Annotated in this window: 18 protein-coding genes; 10 read left to right on the top strand and 8 right to left on the bottom strand. The window is 46.2% G+C overall.

Annotated features, from left to right (window positions below; translation table 11 throughout):
- Positions 1-39: 39 nt before the first annotated feature.
- The 3 genes from brnQ to KI655_RS16165 form a co-directional block, all read right to left on the bottom strand.
- Positions 40-1,344, bottom strand: coding sequence for a branched-chain amino acid transport system II carrier protein (gene brnQ / locus KI655_RS16175; RefSeq protein WP_285407121.1), 1,305 nt, complete (start codon positions 1,342-1,344; stop codon positions 40-42).
- Positions 1,345-1,811: 467 nt separating this feature from the next.
- Entirely contained in the window at positions 1,812-2,156 is a 345-nt protein-coding gene (locus tag KI655_RS16170; RefSeq protein WP_285407120.1) for a multidrug efflux SMR transporter, read from the bottom strand.
- A 246-nt stretch (positions 2,157-2,402) separates the two neighbouring features.
- On the bottom strand, positions 2,403-4,577 hold the full coding sequence (locus tag KI655_RS16165; protein WP_285407119.1) for a metallophosphoesterase: 2,175 nt from the start codon (positions 4,575-4,577) through the stop codon (positions 2,403-2,405).
- Positions 4,578-5,083: 506 nt separating this feature from the next.
- Here KI655_RS16165 and KI655_RS16160 point away from each other — a divergent pair.
- The 3 genes from KI655_RS16160 to KI655_RS16150 all read left to right on the top strand — a co-directional run bounded on the left by KI655_RS16160 (position 5,084) and on the right by KI655_RS16150 (position 8,201).
- Entirely contained in the window at positions 5,084-6,232 is a 1,149-nt protein-coding gene (locus tag KI655_RS16160) for an S-(hydroxymethyl)glutathione dehydrogenase/class III alcohol dehydrogenase (RefSeq protein ID WP_285407117.1), read from the top strand.
- 172 nt (positions 6,233-6,404) lie between these two features.
- Positions 6,405-7,244: an S-formylglutathione hydrolase gene (gene fghA, locus KI655_RS16155; protein WP_285407116.1), complete on the top strand. Its 840-nt coding sequence runs from the start codon at positions 6,405-6,407 to the stop codon at positions 7,242-7,244.
- A gap of 360 nt (positions 7,245-7,604) precedes the next feature.
- A complete protein-coding gene (locus KI655_RS16150; protein WP_285407115.1) occupies positions 7,605-8,201 on the top strand; it encodes an outer membrane beta-barrel protein in 597 nt (198 codons plus the stop codon).
- An 84-nt stretch (positions 8,202-8,285) separates the two neighbouring features.
- Here the strand turns inward: KI655_RS16150 and KI655_RS16145 are convergent, their stop codons facing one another.
- Positions 8,286-9,533: a sensor histidine kinase KdpD gene (locus tag KI655_RS16145; RefSeq protein WP_285407114.1), complete on the bottom strand. Its 1,248-nt coding sequence runs from the start codon at positions 9,531-9,533 to the stop codon at positions 8,286-8,288.
- Between the two features lie 62 nt (positions 9,534-9,595).
- Entirely contained in the window at positions 9,596-10,309 is a 714-nt protein-coding gene (locus tag KI655_RS16140; protein WP_285407111.1) for a response regulator transcription factor, read from the bottom strand.
- A 199-nt stretch (positions 10,310-10,508) separates the two neighbouring features.
- On the opposite strand from KI655_RS16140, the gene KI655_RS16135 reads away from it, so the two are divergent.
- Positions 10,509-11,318: an efflux RND transporter periplasmic adaptor subunit gene (locus KI655_RS16135; protein WP_285407108.1), complete on the top strand. Its 810-nt coding sequence runs from the start codon at positions 10,509-10,511 to the stop codon at positions 11,316-11,318.
- Positions 11,315-14,323 carry an efflux RND transporter permease subunit gene (locus KI655_RS16130; RefSeq protein WP_285407106.1) on the top strand — a complete coding sequence of 1,003 codons (3,009 nt, stop codon included), beginning with the start codon at positions 11,315-11,317 and terminating at the stop codon, positions 14,321-14,323. Before KI655_RS16135 ends, KI655_RS16130 begins: the two co-directional genes overlap by 4 nt.
- A gap of 59 nt (positions 14,324-14,382) precedes the next feature.
- Here the strand turns inward: KI655_RS16130 and KI655_RS16125 are convergent, their stop codons facing one another.
- Positions 14,383-14,769, bottom strand: a complete 387-nt coding sequence (locus tag KI655_RS16125) for a nuclear transport factor 2 family protein (protein WP_285407104.1) — start codon at positions 14,767-14,769, stop codon at positions 14,383-14,385.
- 141 nt (positions 14,770-14,910) lie between these two features.
- Between KI655_RS16125 and KI655_RS16120 the strand changes: the two genes are divergently transcribed.
- From KI655_RS16120 to KI655_RS16110, 3 genes are all read left to right on the top strand, one after another.
- Positions 14,911-15,234 (top strand): DUF4144 family protein, encoded by a 324-nt coding sequence (locus KI655_RS16120; RefSeq protein ID WP_150897063.1) that lies wholly within the window; start codon positions 14,911-14,913, stop codon positions 15,232-15,234.
- A gap of 92 nt (positions 15,235-15,326) precedes the next feature.
- Positions 15,327-15,728 carry a hypothetical protein gene (locus KI655_RS16115; RefSeq protein WP_285407100.1) on the top strand — a complete coding sequence of 134 codons (402 nt, stop codon included), beginning with the start codon at positions 15,327-15,329 and terminating at the stop codon, positions 15,726-15,728.
- 185 nt (positions 15,729-15,913) lie between these two features.
- On the top strand, positions 15,914-16,651 hold the full coding sequence (locus tag KI655_RS16110) for an NUDIX domain-containing protein (protein WP_285407098.1): 738 nt from the start codon (positions 15,914-15,916) through the stop codon (positions 16,649-16,651).
- 94 nt (positions 16,652-16,745) lie between these two features.
- Here the strand turns inward: KI655_RS16110 and KI655_RS16105 are convergent, their stop codons facing one another.
- On the bottom strand, positions 16,746-18,266 hold the full coding sequence (locus KI655_RS16105) for an aldehyde dehydrogenase family protein (protein WP_285407096.1): 1,521 nt from the start codon (positions 18,264-18,266) through the stop codon (positions 16,746-16,748).
- A gap of 277 nt (positions 18,267-18,543) precedes the next feature.
- On the opposite strand from KI655_RS16105, the gene KI655_RS16100 reads away from it, so the two are divergent.
- Complete coding sequence (locus KI655_RS16100; RefSeq protein ID WP_285407094.1) at positions 18,544-20,304, top strand: sigma-54-dependent Fis family transcriptional regulator; 1,761 nt, start codon at positions 18,544-18,546, stop codon at positions 20,302-20,304.
- Between the two features lie 32 nt (positions 20,305-20,336).
- Here the strand turns inward: KI655_RS16100 and KI655_RS16095 are convergent, their stop codons facing one another.
- Complete coding sequence (locus KI655_RS16095) at positions 20,337-21,173, bottom strand: LysR family transcriptional regulator (protein WP_285407092.1); 837 nt, start codon at positions 21,171-21,173, stop codon at positions 20,337-20,339.
- A gap of 126 nt (positions 21,174-21,299) precedes the next feature.
- Between KI655_RS16095 and KI655_RS16090 the strand changes: the two genes are divergently transcribed.
- Entirely contained in the window at positions 21,300-21,947 is a 648-nt protein-coding gene (locus KI655_RS16090) for a glutathione S-transferase (RefSeq protein WP_285407090.1), read from the top strand.
- Positions 21,948-21,956 lie beyond the last annotated feature (9 nt).

Raw genomic sequence — 21,956 nt, 5'->3', positions numbered from 1 at the left:
CTCACAGGTTTGTGAGACGTCAACGATAAAGAGTTTGAGCTAGCTCGTACCAAATGTTGCTCGGATATCAGTCTGCTTCTTTACAAAGATACTTAAAATAACCATGGCAATCGTTGGAACAATCCAACTAGCAAAATAGTGGTACAGCGGCATATTGCTTTCTAACCATTGGTTTGCTACTTCTGGCATGTAACCTAGGATGTACAGCGCATCAACAAAACCAAACGCTAGAGCAGTGAACGCCGTCGCGACCACCATGGTTTGGGACATCTTGTTGCGTACTGGTGCCATGATCATCAGCGCAATCGCTACTGGATGAAGTGCCACAACAGCTGGCAATGTGATAGCCAATAGTTGTTCCAAACCTACGTTGGCAATCAAACCTGCCAATACCATGGTTGAGATAACACAGCCTTTGTAGTTCACCTTACTGAAAGTGCTGTCATAGAACTCACTGCCTGCTGTCGTTACGCCGATAGCTGTAGTCAAACACGCCAATACCATCACCGCACCTAGTAATAGAGAACCAAATGCACCAAAGTGGCTGAAGGTGAATGCCGTTAAGATGTCGCCACCATTACTGAATTCAGAACCCAAGTATGAGCTTGTTGAGCCAATGTAAGCCAATGAGATGTAGACAAACGCCATGGCAACGGCGTACATCAAAGCAGCTATTAGCGTATATTTAGCGGTCGCTTTCGGGCAATCCACACCCATACTGCGAATTGCTCGGAAGATGATCCAACCAAAACCGATAGAACCTAGCGCATCCATGGTCATGTAGCCTTGGGTCAAGCCTTCAGCAAATGCGCCAGAGACGTATGGCCCCGTTGCAGTGGTTAGCTCGCCAGCAGGAGAAACCAAAGCAGTAACAGACATGATTATTAAGATAGCCATTAATGCAGGGGTTAAGATCTTGCCTAGGTTGTCGATCAACTTACCCGGATAAAGGGCGAATAGAATGGTGATAGCACAGAAAGTAATAGTGAAAGGCACCAAAGCTGCATCACCAAACATTGGCGCAAAGCTGAATTGGTAAGCGACGGTAATCGCACGTGGAATTACGAACGCAGGACCTATCACAATAAACACCATCACCCAAAAACTGGTCGCCAAAGGTTTAGGCAGGGCAGCAGTTAATTTGTCGGAACCGTTTACGATAGCCACCATCACTAGTGCCATTGCAGGCAAACCAACGCCCGTTAAGAGGAAGCCTGACATCCCGCTAAGAAAGTTTTCACCTGCTTGGTAACCCAAAAATGGAGGGAAGATCAGGTTACCCGCGCCTAAGTACATGGCGAAAGTCATGAAGCCCAAAGCGGCGATATTGCGTGCGCTTAACATTGTTATTCCTCTTATGTTTCGCTTGGAAGAAACTGAAGGAATGGAAGGAGTATGTGGTGTTCCCGTCAGCTTCTTCTCAAGCCGACAGAAAATTTAGATATAGCCTGTCAGCTCTGAATCAGTTTCAGAGAGAGCAGGAGGATCGCAGCAGCAACACCAGATAGGCGTTTCAAAGCAAATTGTGATTGCGCAGTTGCTGACATGAGAGATCCTTATAGACAAAAAACACCAAGGAGTAGATTGGCCTTGGTGTGTCGACACTCTAACGAACATTAGGGTATTAATACAACCCCGAGGCATAACATTGGTTGATATCGCCTACCTTAACCTCACAACCAGTGATTTAATCCAATTTTAATATAAAAATAAGAATAACAACCTAAAACCAGATGGTGTTATTACTATTTTGTCGAAGTTTCCAATTTAGTAAGTAATGAGTCGCCTACAGCAAACACGAGTTCGCTCCCCTAATGACTCACCGAGCTAGAAAACAGGTTGATAATCACCACGCCAGCCAGAATCAAGGCGATACCGATGACTGCGTAGATATCGAGCTTTTGACCGTAGACAAGCCAAGATAGAGCTGCGACGAGTACGATGCCCGCACCACACCAAATTGCGTATGCGACGCCAAGTGACATAGTTTGTACTGTGAGAGACAATAAATAGAAAGCACAGCCGTAGCCAACCAATACCGCGGCAGTGGCAGGTAAAGAGGTAAATTGCTGCGTTTTAGGCAATAGAGAAGTTGCGACAACTTCAAGCACGATGGCAAGTGACAGCATCACTGGTGCAGGGAGAGATAAAAGCATATTGGAGTCCACAACATAAAATACGGCGCTCAGGATATTGTAGTTTTATTTCCAATTCATGCGATTTTCAGTAAGCATTTATTATGACGTACCCTAAAATAACTTAACGATAAAGCCTATTGAATAAGTCTTCAAAATTCATAATCGCACAATATAAAAAAAGCCCACTAACTCATGGCTAATGGGCTCTTTCGGGTTTTCTATTTTAACTATAAGACTACCCACTTGCGGGTAGTCTAATCAGGCTTAGTTCACTGACGTAGAGTCTTTTAGAATCTCGCGCTTCACTTCACCTTTCAGATCAATCAGAGTTTGCTGCTCGGTATCAATCAGGAAGTGATCACTCGCTTGACCAGTCGCGAATTTTTCAAGAATCACGAACAAGCTACCAAAGCGAGAGCGGAACACTTCACCCACCGTGTATTGACCAAGATCGCCTAGCTCTGAATCGACAGTGCCTGCAAACTCTGCCAGTTCGCGGCTCAACAGTTCGTACTGACGCAATTGAGTTTCACCGATATCACGAAAAGCCAGTTCGTCGGCATTACGCAAGCGGTAAAAGTCGGTAGCCAGTGTCTCACCCTGCCAGTTAGCAAAGTCGGCGAGCTCTAAACCTTCAGCTTCGGCTAGCAGCTCCGCTTCAACCTTGGCCGCTTGCCAGTCTTTCTGGAACTGCTCGTAATCATCAACACCATTCGATACACAACCTTCAACTGGGTAGTTCATTTCATCAGCTAGCTGACAAACCGTGAACTGCGTATCTAGCTGAGACATAATCATCATCTGCTCGCCATCCATCTCCATGATCATGGTACGCATTTCAATTGGCCAGTCGTCCGGCAGGAATCGCAGACGAGTCAGCTCACGAATGTGCCAATCAGTCAGCTCGTAATAGCTTTCTGCATTGAGGATGTCCTTGTTCCAAATTTTAGCAATGGCTTCAGGATCATTACCCGCTGCCTGAGTTAAGTACTCATGTTCTTCGGCATAGTGGCTGAAGAGTTCGTTGTAACGCTTAACTTGATCGATAATGATGGTTTCTACTTCGATCTGATTGTCTGGACGAATCTCTAACAGCTTATACGCTGGGATATAGCCCGCGAGAGATGGCGCTTGGATGTTGAAAAGCGTGTGTTTAACGCCATCAATCTCATAGCTCTTCTTGCCTGTGTCATTGAAATGCATGTGACCACCAACGTGGATGCTGAGACCTGTTGCAGCCAATGCGCGGCTTGTGTCGTCGTCTGGTTCACGAGCTAACTGATGGCTGCCCTCACCAAACAGGTCTTCAATCTCTTCCGACGCTCCATTGTAGAAGTCCGTCATTGGGAAGTGAGAGAAAGAGACTAAGGTTTTGTTCTGCTCATTCGCGGCTTTAACCACATCGGTGATCCAGTCGATCACTTGCTCTTTGTGAGTCAGCATCATGTTGTAACCAGCGCTACTTGAGCCATCAAACGTGTTGCCATCTGAAGAGTCATCCGACGAACCGGATTTTGGACGATAAACGTTCGCATCGATTGCAAGTAACCAGAGTCCTTCGACAGGCTCCACTAAGTAACTCGTATCGGGAACCATAGAACAGCTTGAGTAGCCACTCTCTTTGTATTCGCCTCCTGTGCCCTCGTAACAGATCTCATACATACGCTTGTCGTAATCGGCTTCTTGTTTCGCTAGATCGAATGAATAGTTGACTCTTGCTTCATCGCTGCTGTAGGGCGTTTCGAAGTACAAGTAATCTTCTTGTGGGTAGAAGCCATGAGTACCAAGAATGCTCATGATCTCTTTGTAACCCCACTCACGTACTTCTTCAGTACATATGGTAGGTAAGTTATCGCCTTCACCGGGAATGGTCGTCCACTCATCGTCGTATCCAACACACTCTTCTTTGCCGCGGCTAAAGATTCGTTGTTCTTTACCACCCTCGCCTAGGTAGTCAGATTTACCTGCAGGAATTGTAAATGGGCGAACAGGATCGTGGTTGCCCGGCGCTGCAAAAAACTCAAGGCCGTAAGTTTCTCGGTAGTGGTCGAAAATACTCACTAATCCGCGCATATGTACTGGCTGGCCGTCATCACTGAAATCACCCGGTAGCGCAACGTATTTCACTCCGCGCTCAACTACATCGTCCAGTGCCGCTATCATTGCAAAGTAGTTTTCATTAAATAAGCGAGTGGAATTCATCTGCGACTTCATCGTTCTTATGGTCGCGTTCTGACGACTTTCTGGATTATAAAGCCCAGCAAATGAACCATCTTTGAAGTTGCCATACACATCATGAAAGTGAATGTCAGGCATAAACGCCACTTGCACTGGCTTCTTAAGATCGCCACTTTCATCACTGCTTGGGGAGTTAGAATTACAACCAGCTAAGGTGGCAGCAATAGCCCCTGCGAGTACGGTTAAAGTACTTTTTCTCATTATTCTCGTCCGAAAGGTTTAAATTGAAATCGGCGAGGAGGGTAAGGATAAAAAATGACACTAATGTTTCTGATATCTTACAGAAAATTGAACAGTTCAAACTTCTGTGAGACTTGTTCAAGCCTTAAAATTCAAAAGCTTACAACCAATAATCACAATAAATACTACTAACACTGCCATTCCAATTTCATATATAGAACAACCTAGAGCAAGCCGATAGCCATCATCCAAACCTATCATTCAGCCTCCCATTTGCATCTAGGAAGTGTTATTTCCTCATTCTGTAAGTCATTCAATTTTAGGCAATTGATGTTTTCAGCATTCCACATTATTACTTATTTGTAATAATCATTTTCATTTTAGTGGGATTATCAAAGTTACAGCTCACACTTATACTGGCCCCAACAAAACGAGAGAGCGGAAACAAACATGCTCAACTACGCTTAATACGTTGAGCATATTGAGAATTAAAAGTCCGCTGTAATGACACTAATAGGAAGCATCCAATGTCTATTGAAATCAAACCTGGTCAAACTCATATCCAATCTAAAGCTATGGTCGCTTGGAAAGCGGGCGAGCCTCTAAAACGTGAAACTGTTGATGTTGAACTGCCAAAGGCTGGCGAAGTACTTGTTCGTATCGTTGCTACTGGTGTTTGTCACACTGATGCATTCACTCTTTCGGGTGACGATCCAGAAGGTATCTTCCCTTCTATTCTTGGTCACGAAGGTGGCGGTATCGTTGAAATGGTTGGCGAAGGTGTAACAAGTGTTGAAGTAGGCGACCACGTTATCCCACTTTACACAGCAGAGTGTGGTGAGTGTAAGTTCTGTAAGTCTGGTAAAACTAACCTATGTCAGGCAGTACGTGAGACTCAAGGTAAAGGCCTAATGCCAGACGGCACAAGCCGTTTCTCTATCAACGGTGAGACAATTTACCACTACATGGGTTGTTCTACTTTCTCTGAGTACACGGTACTTCCAGAAATCTCACTGGCGAAAGTAAACAAAGAAGCGCCTCTTGAAGAAGTTTGTCTTCTAGGTTGTGGTGTAACCACAGGTATGGGTGCGGTACTGAACACGGCGAAAGTTGAAAAAGGCGACAACGTTGCTGTATTCGGCCTAGGTGGTATCGGTCTTTCTGCAATCATTGGTGCTCGCATGGCTGGTGCTAACCGCATCATCGGTGTTGATATCAACGAGAGCAAATTCGAGCTAGCAAAACAGCTTGGCGCGACTGATTGCATCAACCCAATGAACTTCGACAAGCCAATCCAAGACGTTATCGTTGAGATGACAGACGGTGGTGTTGAGTATTCATTCGAGTGTATCGGTAACGTAAACGTGATGCGTCAAGCGCTTGAGTGTTGTCACAAAGGTTGGGGTGAATCGGTAATCATCGGTGTTGCGGGTGCAGGTCAAGAGATCTCAACTCGTCCATTCCAACTAGTAACAGGTCGTGTATGGCGCGGTTCTGCTTTCGGTGGCGTTAAAGGTCGCTCTGAGCTTCCAGAAATCGTAAACCGTTACATGGCGGGTGAGTTTGGTCTTCAAGAGTTCATCACTCACACAATGAGCCTTGATGAAGTAAACGACGCATTCGACCTAATGCACAAAGGTGAATCTATCCGTACTGTTCTACACATGGATAGATAATACCTAGCTTGGCTCTCACTTGAGGGCCAACACATTGCCTTCACCACTTTTCGCCCGGGAAGTGGTGAAATCTCTTTATTAAGAGCCGACAACCCGACGCCTTTTAACAAAGAGACGCAAGCAAAGCGAAACCTAATTTTCTCCGCCCAACAACCGAATGGAGCACAATTTAATGACGATCGAAAATATCAGCCAAGCCAAGGTTGCTGGCGGTTGGCACAAGCAGTACACCCACTTTTCAGCTTCACTGAACTGCAATATGCGCTTTGCCATTTTCTTACCACCTAATGCGAGCAAAGAGAATCCAGTACCCGTGTTGTACTGGCTATCAGGCTTAACCTGTACTGATGAGAACTTCATGCAGAAGGCCGGCGCATTCAAGGCTGCAGCAGAACAAGGTATCGCTATTGTTGCCCCAGACACCAGCCCACGCGGCGAAGGTGTTGCTGATGACGAAGCATACGACATGGGTCAAGGCGCTGGTTTCTATCTAAACGCGACTAACGCCCCTTGGGACGAACACTACCGCATGTATGATTATGTGGTGACTGAACTTCCAGCGCTTATTGAGTCTTTCTTCCCTGTAACTCCAATTAAGTCGATCTCGGGTCACAGCATGGGTGGACATGGAGCATTAACCATCGGCATTAAAAACCAAGAGAGCTACCGCTCAATCTCTGCGTTCAGCCCAATCAGCAACCCAATGCAATGTCCGTGGGGTCAAAAAGCGTTCAGCCAATACTTGGGTCTGGATATTGAAGAGTGGAAACAATACGACGCCTCTGAACTTCTAAAAACCAAAGGCACAGTTTTGCCAATGCTGGTTGATCAGGGTGAGGCTGATAACTTCTTGGTTGAACAACTCAAGCCAGAGCAATTAATTGAAGCGGCAAAAGTAACAGAGTCAGATTTGGAGCTGCGCATGCAGCCTGGGTATGACCATAGCTACTACTTCATCTCAAGCTTCATTGATGAACATATTGAGTTTCATGCCGCTTACCTGAAGCAGTAGTCAAACATCATACAGCCCAAACCTTATTCATAGAGGTTTGGGCTTTTTTATGCTTGAACATTCCCGCCCTACTCAACATCTCATCAATGGATCTAGCCAATGTCTATCGACCGACGCAGCTAAAACCATGAAAACCTATATTTATTAATACATTAGTTATCAATAAATATGGATTTTGATACAAATACCCTGTCATTTGATGTTTATTTTGTGCGCCATGTTGCATTATAAAACCTATTTATACTTTTGCGTTTTATAAATTAAATTCAAAATGATATCTTCCGCCACCTATTCGAATTTTGAATAGTTTTATAACGATTTAAATCATAAATATATACTTATAAATCAAGTGGTAACGGAATGACGAATACCTTCAAACATACACGTCGTGTTTCTTCTGGCTTAATTTTAATGGCTTTGGCATCTCAGGCTCACGCAGCGCCTTTCGACTTTGTCATTGGTGCAGGCTATGACTTTGGCGGCGAGACAATGAGTACAGTCCAGTTCACAAACGGTGACTCAGATAAAATTGAATCCAATGAAGGCTTACTTATTTACGGTGGCGTAGACGTGCCTGTCGCTGACTCTTGGCGTGCGCGCGCAACGGTTGGATACAAAGGGACATCAGTCGATGGTTCAAACGGTGAAGTAACATTCGATCGTGTTCCATTCGAGCTTCTAGGCTTGTACAACTTCAATAATCACAATTTCGGGGTAGGTTTGGCTTACCACACTGGCGTGGAATACGAGTGTGATATTAGCAACTCATGTGATTTCACTGTTGAATTTGAAGATAGCCTTGGCTTCATCGCTCAATATGAATACCAGTTTCATGTAGGGACAGACAACCGCCTAGCATTGGGCGCGCGTTATACTCACATGGATTACGAAGCGAAAGATATTAACTACAGTGTCGACAGTGGCGGCTTTGGTTTAAACATCAGCTTCCTATTCTAAGAGTCTATAAACGCAAACTTGCAAACTCGCGCTCTATGGCCCTTTATCAATGCCAGTCACTCTCGACTGGCATTTTTGTATCCACTACCCGTTACTTTGCCTCGTAAACACAGCACGGCAACCAACAGATAAAGGCGATGCTGGTACATCACTGTTGTTTTCAAGGGTCGATGTCCAACCGTAACTCTCACCAATACGACTGACAATGATAAGTCCTAAACCATGTTCAGCTTTCGCATTGCTTTGTAGCCCAACCCCTGTATCTACAACACTAATCTCGTGTGAACTTATTGATACGTGAATCTCACCTTGTTGAGTAAATCTGATCGCGTTCTCGATATAGTTTTTAAGCACCATATTAACCAGTGCGATTGGCATATTGAGTACAGTGTCAGGCTCAACATCCAACGTCAGTGAAACGTCTGCTGGTAGCATGGTTCGGTATTTAGATAACTCGATAGTGGAAGGCGTTATCGGCGTAGAACTTGATTCCGCCGTCGCATTTTCTTGCTTTACGATATTGAGTAAAACTTCTACGGTGGCACTCATTCCATTGGCGGCGCCCAAGATGCGATCGCGCTGTTTAGCTTGGAAGGCACTGTCATCCGGCTTCATCGCTTGAAGCTCCGCTGCGCCCTGTACAATGGCGATTGGCGTTTTCAATTCATGGCTCGCATACTTGGCAAACATCAACTCTTGTTGTGCTAAGCGGTCTTTCATCTCAGAATAGCTATTAAGGTGCGCGGTGAGTTGCTGCAATTCATCGACCGAATTCTTTGATATAGAGAACCCTTGGTCATGACTCAACAGTTGTTCACTGAGATTAGTGATCGGCATGGCTAACTGATCAAACACGCGCTTTAGAGTAATCCGCAGTACGATAATTAGAAACAACATCAGTAGTGTGGCAATCACCATCAGAACGCCCCAGTTATCATCCCAAAGATCCATTTCGAATGAACTGATCGCAATGTAAGTTGGAATCGTGTCACCTTGATGCTGAAAAGCAAAATAATAGGCGATTACGCCGGGTACTATCGCCTCCTTTTGGGAAGGACGAACCTCAAAATGAAGCCTATCGACCGTATCGAGCTGCATAGGAATGAGCTGCTTTAACTGATCAGTGAGCCCCTCTTCACCATAATATACCGTCACATACTCCGACAGTTTTAAGGTGGTGGTGGGTGAAACTGCATAAAACTGCTCTGCCACACCCTTGAACGATCTAAGGTGTCGTTCAATTTGCGCCTCTTCCTGCCATACCAATCGGAGTGAAAACACCAAAAAAACAGCAAATGATGAGACAAAAGCGATCAGCGCGAACGTACGCATTGCTCGGATCCTGACATCTTCGATTGAATTTCCAAGCCTAGTTCGAATCTTCATTCTAGTACTCACTCATTATCTACAGCATGAGAATGAGCACTAGGCAACAGCAGCTGAAAACCGTGCTTAGGTATCGTCTTGAGTATCGGTGTTTCAAACGGTTTATCTAACACGTTGCGAAGAAGATAAATATGGCTCCGAAGCACATCTTTATCCGGGATATCATCTCCCCAAAGCAGATGGATTAGGGCCTCACGCGTTACCACATCACCTTGGGCTTTAACCAACTCTCGTAGAATCTGAAACATAATTGGAGTTAGGGAGAGCTGTTGCCCTTGTCGCGATGCTGTATGAGCTTTCTCATCAATCGTCACACCAGCAAAATTCAAGGTTTTTTGCGCGACTAAACCTCTATTGCGTTTAATCAAGGCACAAAGCCTCGCTTCTAGCTCAGGAAACTGAAAAGGCTTACTCACAAAATCATCCGCACCAGAATCAAAGCTGCTCAGTAGATCTTGTTGTCCATTTAGGGCTGTTAGCATCAGGATGGGTGTACTCACACCATTTTGGCGAAGCTTGGTAGCGACCTGCATACCATCGAGCTTCGGCAGCATTACATCCAGAATAATGGCATCGAAGTCATGATTCAGAGCCAGCTCAAAGCCCTGCTCTCCATCAGAAGCAAAATCAGCCACCGCATCTTTCACTTCAAGAAAATCAGCAATAATACCTTGCAGTTCTATGTTGTCCTCTACGACGAGAATACGGCTTCGCTTTAGCATCTGTTTACTCCTATTCAAAGCTAAAGCTTAATCCAAAAAAAGTCGAAATTATGTCTATTTGTCCATCTTCCTCAAGAAAATAACTCAACATAATTTCCGACAATTTATTGCTTTCTTTACCACCAAACTGGCCATCTTTTCGACTTAAATTTGACAGTTCTCGTTTCACAATGGTGTTAACGAAATGTGGAGTAAAAGCATGAAAACTGAATTAATGACGCTACTTGTATTGATGAGTGCAGCGACAACCCAAGCAACAGAATTGATTGGCCATGTTCAGGGATTAAACAAGCAAAGTGTGGTTGCAGAAGTACCCGGTGTGGTTGAAATGTCTGACCTAGAGGTCGGCGATACCGTCAGCCAAAATCAACAACTGGCACACATAAAAGCCGATGACTTTCAAAACTTTGTCAACAAAGCAAAAGCCAACCTTGCCCTTGCCAAAGCTGATCTCGCTCTGCGTGAAGCCACCTACCAGCGATACCAAAAGCTTATTAAGAAGAACAGTCTATCTGTCGGTGAACTGGACACGGCACGCGCCGAGTTTCTCAGTGCCAGCGCGTCGGTTTCGGTCGCTGAAATAGATTATCAACAATCAAAAATCGATCTTGAAAGCACCCAAATTAACGCCCAGCTTTCAGGCTATATCTCCAACAAAGCAACACAGTCAGGCGCTTGGGTCAATGAAGGTGAGTTGCTGTATGAAGTGGTCAATATCGACACAGTTACCCTCTCTTTCATGGCCAGCGAATACGATCTAAAAGACTTCTCTGTAGGGCAAGAGATCCTTGTATGGTCTGAAACTCACCCGCAACACAAGATGGAAGCTCGCGTGCAGCGTATCGGTGTCGAAATGCAAAACCTTACCTACCCTGTTTTCGTCGAAATCGACAACCAAGCTCATAGCTTCAAACCGGGAATGTCGGTCTATGCGTCCACCGAACTTTCATTGATTGAGCAAAGCACCGCACTCAACACATCTAATCTAAGCAAAGGCATGCAACCATGAACTTCTTAGCGTATTTCGCCAACCGCCAGTTCTTAGCTCGCATCATTACGGTCATGGTGTTGTTTACTGGTGCGGTGTCTCTGACTCAGCTCAATCTTCAAGAATATCCAGATGTAGCGATGGATACTGCTGAGATAGAGACCTTCTACCCAGGAGCTACAGCGCAAGACGTCGAACTCAATATCACCAACCCGATCGAGAAAGAGCTGCGCTCCGTTGATGGCATTGCCTATTTCACATCTGAATCCTCGGAAGGACGATCATTCATTGAAGTCGAGTATCAGCCCGGTGAAGATGCAGCGGTCATTTTACGAGATATCCAGCAAGCCGTTGATCGCGTGGGTAATCTACCGAAAGACATTGATGCGCCACCGGTTGTCACACAACCAAAGACCTCATCATTGGATGTATATCACTTCGGTGTAAGCCTCTCTGATTCCAACCTTGATGAGGCATCACTCCAGCATTATGCGTATCAACTGGAAAAGAAGATCAACAACATCGGCGGTGTTGGCTCTATTGCGATGTCGGGCTTCAATGATCGTGAGTTCTGGGTCGAAGTTGATCCAGAGAAAGCTCGCCGTTATCAACTGAGCTTTGACGAAGTAAGCAACGCCATCCAGCAGCACAACCTTTCACAATCAGGCGGGTTTGTGGAGTCTTGGAGTCAAGAGCAGAAGATCGTGACCATGACCAAAGTGGCGTCAACCGACGATATCTCTAATATCGTCATCAAAGCGTTGGACTCTGGTCAGGTCATCCGAGTCTCGGACGTTGCGAGCGTGTTCGATACCTTTGCACGCCCAACCGAAGATCCTGTAATGAACGGTAAACCAGCGATCATTTTCTCGGTGACCAACAGTGGCAGTGCCGATGTCATCTCAACCATCGCTAACATTGAGGCTGTACTGGATAAAGAGCGTGAACGCATCGGCGGTGATTTTATCTTCCAAACGGGTCTCGACCTTGGCAAAGACATGGACGAGAAATTTTCGATTGTCGCAACCAATGGTGCCATCGGCTTAGTCTTAGTGCTTTTGATTCTGAGCTTAATTCTGCAACGTCGTGTGGCGTTCTGGGTGTCAGTTTCAATTCCGTTCTGCGTACTGGGTGTGATGATCGTGCTGCCGATCATGGGGCTTAATTTAGACAGTATTACCTTAGCGGCGCTGCTGCTGGTTATCGGTATTATTGTTGATGACTCGGTGATCATTGCTGAAAGCATCTTCCAAGAAAAAGAAGCGGGTAAACAGGGTATTGAAGCCGCTGTTTCGGGCACGATTAAGGTCATCAAGCCCTTGATGGCGAGCTTAGTCACCACCGCACTGGTGTTTATTCCTATGCTGTTCATTCCCGGCACCATGGGTAAGGCCGTCGCGGTAATTCCGATGACAGTGATCGCGGCGTTGGTGTTCTCTTTCATTGAATGTACCTTAACCCTGCCTGCACACCTTGCGACCGCGAAAGCCAGCAACACAAAAGTACAAGAGAAAGACCGCTTAGAGTGGGTGACCAAGCAGTATCAAGCCATGCTCAATATGGCTCTCAAATACAAAAAAACGGTCATTCTCGCGGCATTCACAACCTGCGCGCTGTCCGGTGTTTTAGTCTCGACATTGAAAGTCGATATCTTCCCAACTGAAGCTGGCAAATACATTGAGGTGTATACCGAAGTTCAGGCTGGAACGCCTCTCAATAAAGTTCGTCAAGCGCACCAGAAAATCGAGCAAGCGATCGAGGCGCTACCAGAAAGCGAATTGGTCAGCTATGAAATTACCTACTCTTCTCCTGTATCGAGTGGTGTGATTAATCTGACCAATTTTGACCAACGCAATCGTTCTGCTGAGCAGATCATTACCTCATTAAACGAGCAGCTGAGCGCCCTCTCCAATAAGATGTTTATTAAGTTCTCAATCGACGCGGGCGGTCCACCTCCGGGCGACCCTGTCGAGGTGCGAGTGCTAGGTGGGACAGAATCTGAACGTAATCAAACCGTTGAATTAGTGATGGATTGGCTAAAGAACTATCAAGGTGTTACCAGTATTAACCACAGTGAATCACTGAAAGATCCTCAGCTTAATATCGTGCCGCAATACCATTGGTTAGCGAAATATAACCTAACGGTGACAGACCTATCGAATGCGCTGCGCGTTGGCTTTGATGGTAACCGTGTAACGTCAACTTGGCTTGGTGATCAAGAGGTGGATATTCGCGTGGTGCTTGATGAGCGATTCCGTGACATCGACAAGCTTAAAACCACCAAAATCTACACCGCTGATGGTCAGCAAGTGCCGTTAAGCCGTTTGGCACGAGTTGAACAGATTCAGATCCCCCGTTTGATCAAGCACTATAACGGAGAGCGCGAGGTGACAGTGTCGGCAGCGCTCTCAGATGAGAATATTAGTCCAGTCGCATTATCAGATGAACTACTGACAGAGTTGGCAGGACAATACCCAGCCAGTGTGACGATTGATGTAGGTGGTGAGGCTGAAAGCACCAACGAAACCATGAGCGGCTTTATGGTGGTGTTCCCTGCCGCCATGCTGGCAATTTACTGCGTGCTTGCGGTGATGTTCAACTCACTATTGCAACCGCTGCTTATTATGGTGGTGATTCCATTCGCGATCATGGCATCACTGATGGCGCTGGTTGTACACATGCAGCCGATGTCGCTGTTTGGCTTGATTGGTGTGTTGGGGATGACGGGGGTAGTGGTCAACAACTCCTTGGTACTGATTAACCGTATCAACGAGCTGAGAGCTCAAGGTTTGGAAGCAATGGAAGCGGTTGTACAAGCGGCCACCAGCCGATTACGCCCGATTGTAATGACGTCACTCACCACGGTCGCTGGCTTGCTGCCACTGGCTTATGGATTAGGTGGAACGGACGTGTTCATGGGGCCAATGTCGCTCACTTTAGGCTATGGTTTATTGTTCTCACTGCCGGTTGTCCTGTTGGTAATTCCAGCCATGTACGCCTTCTGCTTTACCAAGCGAAGCAAATAACTCGGTAACCATCTCCCTCGCTCTAGCTCTACGTCTAAGCGAGGGAGTTTTCCATTCTATTATTCTGTTTCAGCGGCAATCTTCACCCATTGTGAACGCCAAGCTTGAGCTTCCATTGGATCTGGCCAGAACTCTTTTTGATGAGTAATAAGCCCGTTAACCACAGTATGAAAGGTAATCGCACGCGCTTTTTCTACCCCGTCAGTAATCGACACATCGGTCACCACCTCATTATGTTCGCCAACAATAGAGTGAAGCTCAAATTGCCACTCTCCATTCGCAGGGTAGGAACTGTTGATGGCGGTAAAGTTATCACGCCCTTGAATAAGCTCGTGCGATTGCGGCCAATACCCCTCAAAGTCCTCACTTAAAAACTCACTAGCGCTCGCAAAATCATTCGATTTCATCGCCGTCCAGAAGGCAACCACGACCTCTTTGGCATCCATGTTTTTACTCCCTTTAACTCTCAATCCAGAATGCAGCAGCCAAGCCCACAGCCGTAAAAATAACATTGCGTTAGAATGGATTGCTGAATCCATCCACTTGGCTTACGATGCAAATATCCCGTGACTATACAAGAGTGACTTATGATAACTTGGCCTGCATTTATCAAACTAGATGGCGATCACGAACTGTTTTACATCGCGTCGCTCGAACAACTGCAATCAGAAAGTCATGATCTCATCGTCGGTGAACAAGATTGTATTATCGATGCCAAAGGGCATGCTTATTCCCTCCTCACCTACACCACGACTGAACTTCTCGAACGCCAACAAGGTATATACTCTTTAGAAGATGTAACCCAACTGATTCGTGCTCATGAGTTTCACAAGGTTCAAGTATGCTTGACCAAAATACATTTTGTCACCATCGAAGAGGCGATTGAGTCGCTCGCGTTTGAGCTAGGTTAAGCAACGGGTAGATACACTGCTTGAGGACTTGCATCTTCAGCGCTGCGGGCTACCATAGCCCACTTATATCCACCCTATTTTTGAAGGTTGCTATGAAAGCAATTAAAACCCTTTTCTTTTTGATGGTGCTGCTCAGTGGCCTGTTTACCGCTTGGCTATTTATTCCAATTCCAGCCACCATTGATAAGCAAACGCTCGACGTTCCGCTGACTGAACCATTCAAGCTCGTCGCGTATCGTAGCAATCCAAACGATGCATCTAAGCCGTTTACCTACCATTACTACGTTGTTTCTGACATCAGCGACATTGGCGACATGGACCCGTTCCTAGTCACAACCGATCAGTTCGTTAAATTGGGTGAGTTTGACGAGAACACGTTTAAGTTAACCGTGAACGGTAAAATCGAAAGCTACACCAACGATTTATGGATAGAGAAGTCTGACGGTAAATTCCAACACTGGTATGTCAGCGTTGATGCCAACTACGTTCGTTAGACACGAGCTCGCATAACCAAGACTTTAAAACTGCGCTCTGATTTCCAAGCGCAGTTTTTGTTTTTTAACTACCGCTTTCCCAAGCTATCTCCGTATAACAGCTTTGTGGGTGTCATAACCTCTACATCTGGTATAAGCTCCCTCCATAAAGACTCTCAATAAATCAAAACAATAGAGGATCACCCGTGGAATTTACGCTCGACAAATTTAACGGCATCATCATCGACCCAACAAGCGTCCCTCATGATACGAATTCATTTAATGCCGAACTGAATCAAATCACTGAATTTTCAAAGCAGAACAACAAGGGCATTATCTGGATTAGCTTGCCTATTTCCCTGTCGCATCTCATCCCAGTAGCGACGGAGCTAGGCTTTGTGTTCCACAACTGTTTAGAAGATGAGATTACGCTGATCCACAAATCCGAAATCGTCGAGTTTGTCCCTTTTATCACAACCCATACTTTGGGCGCTGGTGCATTGATCACCAATGAACACAACCAAGTGCTGATGATCAAAGAGCATGGTATGAAAGGCTACAAACTCCCTGGCGGCCACATTGAACTTGGCGAGGGTATTGAAGAGTCTGTGGTTCGAGAAACCTTTGAAGAGACAGGCATCGAAGCCACGTTCGTTTCAGTAGTGGGCATGGCAACGCGCCATCCATATCAGTTTGGCAAATCAAACCTCTACTTCGTTTGCCACCTTGTTGCTCAGACTCAAGAGATTGAGATTCAAGACACTGACGAAATCGCAGAAGCAAAATGGGTCGATATCCAAGAGTTTATCTGCGATATGAGCAACTTCCCATTCAACCGCCATATGGTTGAATCTTTGGTAGGCAAGCGAGGTTTGGAGCTGACTCAGCTTGAGGGCAATTCAGGTCCAACTCATAAGCCAGAAATTTTCTTTTCGAAGCACTAACGCATAGTCGTCTCAAAGCTTACAAAACAGAAATGCCCAAGTCATATGACTTGGGCATTTTAATTAAGCTATCAAGGAATTTTTTAGAACAACTTTAGAAGAAACCTAGCGGATTAGTATCGTAGCTGATCAGCAGGTTCTTGGTGTTTTGGTAGTGATCGAGCATCATCTTATGCGTCTCACGGCCGATGCCAGATTTCTTGTAACCACCAAACGCAGCGTGTGCTGGGTAAGCGTGGTAGCAGTTCACCCAAATACGACCTGCTTCGATATTACGACCCATTCGGTAAGCAAGGTTCGCATCACGCGTCCATACACCGGCCCCCAAACCATAATCAGTATCATTAGCAATCGCCAGCGCTTCCGCTTCATCTTTAAAGGTAGTGACCGCGATAACAGGGCCAAAGATCTCTTCTTGGAAGACACGCATCTTGTTGTTGCCTTCCAGCATGGTCGGTTGAATGTAATAGCCGTTACCAAGATCGTCTGGCTGCTGCGCGATTTCGCCACCAGTCAGGACTTTCGCGCCCTCTTGGCGACCAATCTCTAGGTAGCTAAGAATCTTATCGAACTGTTCTTGAGAGGCTTGTGCGCCAACCTGAGTGTCTGTATCTAGCGGATTGCCTTGCTTGATGGTTTGAGCACGCTCGACCACTTTCGTAATGAACTTGTCGTATACCGATTCATGAATCAGCACACGAGAAGGACAGGTACATACCTCACCTTGGTTAAAGAACGCCAGCAGCATACCTTCAACACACTTATCTAGGTATTCATCTTCATGATCAAAGATGTCCGGGAAGTAGATGTTTGGAGATTTACCGCCCAGCTCTACCGTTGATGGGATCAAGCTTTCAGCCGCACATTTTAGAATATGATGACCAACCTCAGTTGAGCCTGTAAATGCTAACTTAGCAATGCGATCGCTCGTCGCTAGGGCTTGCCCCGCTTCACTACCGAAACCATTAACAATGTTAACCACGCCCGCAGGTAGAAGATCTGCAATCTTTTCCATCATGACCAAAATAGACGTTGGTGTTTGCTCGGCAGGTTTCATCACCACACAACAACCTGCAGCGAGTGCTGGAGCCAGTTTCCAAGCCGCCATTAAGATTGGGAAGTTCCAAGGAATGATCTGACCGACTACACCAATAGGCTCTGGGAAGTGGTAGCTTGCGGTGTTTGAATCGAGCTCGGCTGCGCTGCCTTCTTGCGCTCGAATACAACCCGCAAAGTAACGGAAGTGATCGACAACTAAAGGAAGATCCGCAGCCAACGTTTCTCGCACTGGCTTACCGTTTTCCCAAGTCTCTGCAACGGCCAACTCTTCTAGGTTCGCTTCAATTCGGTCTGCAATTTTAAGTAGGATGTTCGAGCGTTCAGCAACACTGGTCGCCGCCCAACTTGCACGCGCTGCATGTGCTGCGTCTAGTGCTAACGAGATGTCCGCTTCTGTCGAGCGAGCTACTTGGCAGTAAACTTGTCCATTGACCGGAGAACTATTATCAAAGTATTCGCCAGACGTAGGCTTTACCCACTCCCCTCCGATAAAGTTGTCGTACTGAGCCTTAAAATTGCCGACTGCATTGTCACTGCCAGGCTGTGCGTAAATCATAGTGAGATCCTTCTGTGATTGTATAAGTATTTGAATATTCGCCATGTCATGTTCATGGTTTCTGTTTAAAACACTGTTGTTCCGTGTTTTGTTCACATACCAAACAACGCAAGTCACACGCCAACATCGAAAATATTGTTGTTAATGATTTGTAAAACTATGATTACCAAACATTTACAACCAGTGGTGAGTTGGAATTGAATCGTCGTACGGAGATTGCTCCAGTGTTCAACTGTTCCAAATTGGTACACCTTCACTGTTACAACATGGAACAGTCATGCAACTTCAACACACAAACAACGCAGAGTGGCTTAGCTCTTCTTGGCACCGTAGCAGCGAGGCGGGATTAAAACCTAGAAAGCTGCCCGACGACATTCGACTGCCAAATGCGATGCTCAAAGAGCGTCGTTTTCACTCATCACAGCTCATCGAAACCGTTGAGCGCATGGCCCTACCGCTGTTTAACCAGACTTTTGCCCGTAGTGACAGTCGGCTCATATTGACTGATACCGATGGGGTGATACTGGCAAGCTGGGGGCAGAAACGCTTTGAAGAGAAGCTCACAAGTATTGCATTGAGCTCTGGTGCCTGCTGGAAGGAACAACTTAAGGGCACCAATGCCATTGGCACTGCATTGATTGAAGCCAAACCCGTGACGATTATTGGTGAACAACACTTCATTCATCAGCACCGCTTTATCAGTTGTTCAGCGAACCCTATTTTTGATCATCAAGGGCAGATGGTCGGAATATTAGATATCACCAGTGAGCAGCAGCAACACGACAGTTCAGTGCAGTTCTTAGTGCAGAATATGGTGCAGTTGGTCGAGAACCAATTGCTTAATCACATCCCCCAAGGCTCTACTCGCATCGACCTCGCATGTGAAAAGTCACTGCTGCACAGCGGCTGGCAAGGCATTGTTATCGCCAATGAGGCCGGAGAAGTATTGGCACACAACCAAGTCGCTTCACAACTTTTGGAGCAAGGCTCGATACTTGGTGAAAGCATTGATCAGCTCTTCAATCGATCTGAATCATCTTTTGTGTTTGAGAAAAAGAGCCTCAACACGCCCTCACCAAAACGCAGCCGCGCAATCACTGCCTCATGTGAGCTACATTACGGCGATCAACAGATAGAACACGCTTGGCAGCAAGCCAGCAAAGTCATAGATAAAGGCATCAGCCTTCTGATACTGGGGGAAACAGGTGTTGGTAAAGGCGAGTTTGTCAAAGCACTGCATAAGCAGAGTCAACGCAGCAACAGTCCTTTGGTGGCAGTAAATTGTGGTGCCCTACCGAAAGACTTGATTGAGTCTGAGCTGTTTGGTTATGCGCCGGGGGCTTTTACTGGCGCAAACAAACAAGGGTTTCAAGGGAAGATCCGTCAAGCTGACAAAGGGATCTTATTCTTGGATGAGATAGCTGATATGCCGTTAGAAGCTCAGTGTCGTTTACTTCATGTCTTGCAGGATAAATCGGTAGTGCCTGTCGGTTCTAACCAAAGCTATCAAGTCGATTGCCAGATCATAGCAGCAACCCACAAAGACTTGACCCAGCTCGTCGAAACAGGTCAATTCAGACAGGATCTTTATTACCGTCTCAATGGTTTGATATTCACCCTGCCAAACCTCAGTCAAAGACAAGATAAACAGGAATTGATTGAAGCCATCTATCGCAAATATGCAGAGTCAGAACAAACTATCTGTTCGCACCTGATGTCTCTGTTTTGCTCCTATCCGTGGCCGGGCAACATTCGTGAACTGGATAATCTACTCAAGGTAACCGCTTTAATGTCGAGCGGTGAACCGCAACTAAAACTAGAGCATGTTCCTTTACAGCTAGCCGAGCAACTGGCGAATCAAAGCCCTATCACTTGCACTCAAGCGCCATCTAATAACGATCTGCAAAGCACAGTGGAAAAGACCTTAGTTCAAACCTATCAAGCGAACCAAGGCAACATCAGTAAAACGTCGAGGGTGCTTGGTATTAGTCGTAACACCATTTATCGCAAGCTTAAGCGACTGGGCATTTTGCAATAGTCGCTTATATAGGATTGAGAGCTCTGATAGCCTTAATGAGAAAGGTTGAGATCGCCCTGTCGATTTAAAAGATCTTTGTCTAACAGAGGATGGTGTTGAGTACCCAATATCAGAGCTATTTCTACAGCAGGCAGTGAGGGCATATTTTCAAGGATCTTAAGCTCCGGTGGCACGCTCAATTTACCCATCGCCCCAACAGCTAAGCCAGCTCTCACGATGGCGCTCTGAGCCGATGCTGTATTGCTGCAAGCTAGCAATCGATAGGCGGTGCCTTGTTTTGTCAATCCATTCACTGCGGCTGCGTGGTACTTACAATCGGTTTGAAACAGCGCCAACGGCAGCGATTCATGAGCATCGAAATCAAAGTCTTGGCTCGCTATCCACACCCCAACATCATTGGCGAGCCAGTAACCCTCTTCGCTATCAGGTGCACGCGTAACAATCGCTGCGTCGAGTCGTCCATCATCGAGCCACTCACGTAGCGTAATACTTGGTTGGCTGAATACCTGAATCGAACAAGTGGGCTCTGCCTCCATCAACACCTCAATAAACTTGGGCAGCAAGGTGTCGTTGTAGTCTTCAGGGCAACCCAGTCGCAGCGGCTGCTTGTTCTCGTAACATTTGACCTGTTTCAGCGCCGTATTATGTAACGCCACGAGTTGTTCAGCATGAGAGCGCAGAGCCAGCCCTGCTTCGGTCAGCACCAAGTTACGCCCCTCTTTTTGGAACAAGGTGACGTTGAGCTCTTCCTCTAACTTGCGCATCTGAGCGCTAAATGCAGACTGGGTGCGGTTTATCTGTTTGGCAGCTCGAGTGAAACTACTGGTTTCGACAAAGGCGAGAAAGCCCCTTAGCGCATCAATATCCATATCGATTTAGTACCCATCGTTTTTATTAATGTAATACATCAAAATTATCCGTTAGTGGCGCGCAATACAATCTCTTAAGCTTGTGTTCAATCAATAAGACGACAAACTTAACGCAAGGAAGCCTTTATGAAACTCTTCATCGCTAATCAAAACTACTCTAGCTGGTCGCTGCGTGCGTGGCTAATTGTGGCACAGCACAACCTCGAAGCCGAAATCACCAAACTGACACTATTCACACCAGAATTCTACGACACGCTGGCTGAAGTGACACCAACCGCTAAAGTGCCAACACTGGTCGATAACGAGGTCACAGTGTGGGACTCGTATGCGATTTTAGAATACATCAACGAAGCATATCTCAACGGTGCAGCGTGGCCGGAGTCTGCAACGGAACGTGCTCATGCCCGAGCGATATCCGCAGAGATGCACTCTGGCTTTTTTGCTCTAAGAGAAGAGCTACCGATGAACTGCCGAGCGCGCAGAAAAGTGGTATTGAGCGAGGCAGCGAAGAAAGATATTGAGAGAGTGGATACCCTGTGGTCCGAGCAAGGTGAAAAGTTCCCTGATGGTTGGCTTTTCGGCGAGTGGTCTATCGCTGATGCTATGTACGCGCCTCTTGCTCTAAGGTTCAGAACCTATGGAATTGAGCTTTCAGAAGCTGCGACTCGCTACCAAGAGCGTGTACTTAATAGCCCTGCCATTGTTAGATGGCTAGAAGAAGCAAGCTTAGAGACAGATATTGTTGAAGAGGATGAAGCTGGTGAGCCAGTTTAGAACTTGAAA

The sequence above is a fragment of the Vibrio sp. D404a genome, assembly GCF_030248535.1.
Taxonomy (GTDB): Bacteria; Pseudomonadota; Gammaproteobacteria; order Enterobacterales; family Vibrionaceae; genus Vibrio.
Note: the sequence above shows the minus strand (reverse complement) of the source record. Positions and strands in the feature narration are given on the sequence as shown.